Annotated in this window: 2 protein-coding genes; both read right to left on the reverse strand. The window is 68.5% G+C overall.

What is annotated here, in order from left to right; translation table 11 throughout:
• On the reverse strand, positions 1 to 1,488 hold a 1,488-nt coding region (locus ACLZN2_RS50725), incomplete at its 3' end, for a condensation domain-containing protein (protein ID WP_416987045.1).
• A partial coding sequence (locus tag ACLZN2_RS50730; protein ID WP_416987047.1) for an AMP-binding enzyme occupies positions 1,485 to 2,198 on the reverse strand: 714 nt, incomplete at its 5' end. The genes ACLZN2_RS50725 and ACLZN2_RS50730, both read right to left, overlap by 4 nt.

Here is a 2,198-nt window from a genome sequence, read left to right on the forward strand (position 1 = left end):
CTCCTCCTCACCGCTCACCACCGCCACCGCACCCGGCACCGACGCCACCCGCTCCGCGAACAACACCGGCCACGACACATCGGCGACGGCCACCGCTGTGTCGTTCCAACCCCCCACCACCAACTCCCGCTCGCCCTCCGACAACACCTCAACCCGACCCACCCGCGCATGAGGATCCGCCGCCACCACCGACAACACCCGCGCCAACCGCTCAGCGATCAACCCGACGGTCCCCACATCGAACAGATCCGCCGACCCGATCACCGCCCCCCGCAACCCCACCGGGCGACCCAGCTCATCAGTGACCTCACTCAACGTCACTTCCAGATCGAACCGGGACGGCAGCCCGTCCGTCACCGTTCCGTCAGCGGCGAGCATCCCCTCGGCGCGCAGGCCCGCGAGCTTCAGGGTCGCCTGGCTCAGGTGCTGAACGCTGAGCATCACCTGGAACAGCGGGTGGCGAGAAAGAGACCGGTCCGGGGCCAGCAGTTCCACGAGCCGCTCGAACGGCACATCCTGATGCTCCAGAGCCGCCAGGCTGGTCTCGCGCACCCTCCCCAGCAGTTCGAGAAAGGTCGGGTCACCTGTCAGATCAGCGCGGAGCACCAGCGTGTTGACGAAGAAGCCGACCAGATCATGCAGTGCGGGGTCGGTCCGTCCCGCCACAGCCGTGCCGATCGGGATGTCCTCACCCGCTCCCAGCCGGGACAGCAGCACCGCCAACGCCGCCTGAACCACCATGAACAGCGTGACACCCTGCTCACGTGCCAGCGCGGTCAGCTGAGCATGCACATCGGCAGAGATGTCGAGGGCCACCGTGTGGCCCCGGTGCGACGCAGTCGTCGGACGCGGCCGGTCCACCGGCAGAACGAGTTCCTGGGGCGCCCCTGTCAGCGCTTCGCGCCAGTACGCCACCTGCCCCGCCAGCAGACTCCCCGGATCCTCCTCATCCCCCAGCAGCTCACGCTGCCACAGCGTGTAGTCCGCGTACTGCACCGGCAGCGGCTGCCACGCCGGCTCATGTCCTTCACACCGTGCCGCGTAGGCCAGCGAGATGTCACGGGCCAGTGGGCCCATCGACCAGCCGTCCCCCGCAACGTGATGCAACACCACCACCAGCACATGCGCATCCGGGCCGGTCTCGATCAGCAGGGCCCGCAGAGGGATCTCGGTCGCCAGGTCGAGCCCGTACCGGGTCTCGGCCGCCACCAGTCCCGCGACCTGTTCCTCGGCTGCACGCGTGACCCGCAGCACCTCACCCACCTCGCCAGGCACCAGCACATGCTGGATCGGTTCCCCGTCACGGGCGGGGAGGACGGTGCGCAGGACCTCGTGCCGGACCACGACATCGTCCAGCGCCGTCCGCAGCGCGTCGACGTCCAGTTCACCGTCCAGACGCAGTGCCACCGGCAAGTTGTAGATCGGGCTCGGCCCCTCCAACTGCGCCAGGAACCACAACCGCCGCTGTGCGAAGGACAGGGGGATCATCGGGCTTCACCTTCCCTACGCATGGGTCGCAGCGCCGGTCGGCCGGGTTTCCGCTCGGTTCCCAGCCGCGTCGCCAGCGCTGCCGGAGTCGGTGCCTCGAAGAGGATCCGTACGCCGACCTCGGTCCCGAGGCGCAGCCGGACCTCGGAGACGAGCCGGACGGCCAGCAGTGAGTGCCCGCCCAACTCGAAGAAGCTGTCGTCGACGCCGACGTGCTCCAATCCGAATACGTCGGCGAAGATCTCGCAGAGGACGCGCTCCTCCTCCGTGGAGGGTTCACGGCCTGCGTTCGCGGTTCGGGGACCGGGGGCCGGCAGGGCTGACCGGTCGAGCTTTCCGTTCGCCGTCAGGGGCAGTTCGTCCAGTACCACCACGGCTGACGGCACCATGTATTCCGGCAACCGCCGACCCGCGAACACCCGCAGTTCGGCGGGCAGGTTCGTATCGGCTCCGTCGGGTTCGCCGTCGGGGTCGCCGTCGGGGTCGCCATCCGGAACGACGTAGGCGACGAGGCGTTGGTCGCCGGTTGCTTCGGTACGAGCGACGACCGCGGACTGGATCACCCGGGTATGGGCTGTGAGCACCTTTTCGATCTCACCCGGCTCGACGCGGAAGCCACGGACCTTCACCTGATCGTCCGCACGCCCCACGAACACCAACTCACCATCAACCGTCCACCGGACCAGATCCCCCGTCCGATACATCCGCTC

Origin of the sequence: Streptomyces sp. T028, assembly GCF_048159505.1 — a bacterium.
Lineage (GTDB): Bacteria > Actinomycetota > Actinomycetes > Streptomycetales > Streptomycetaceae > Streptomyces.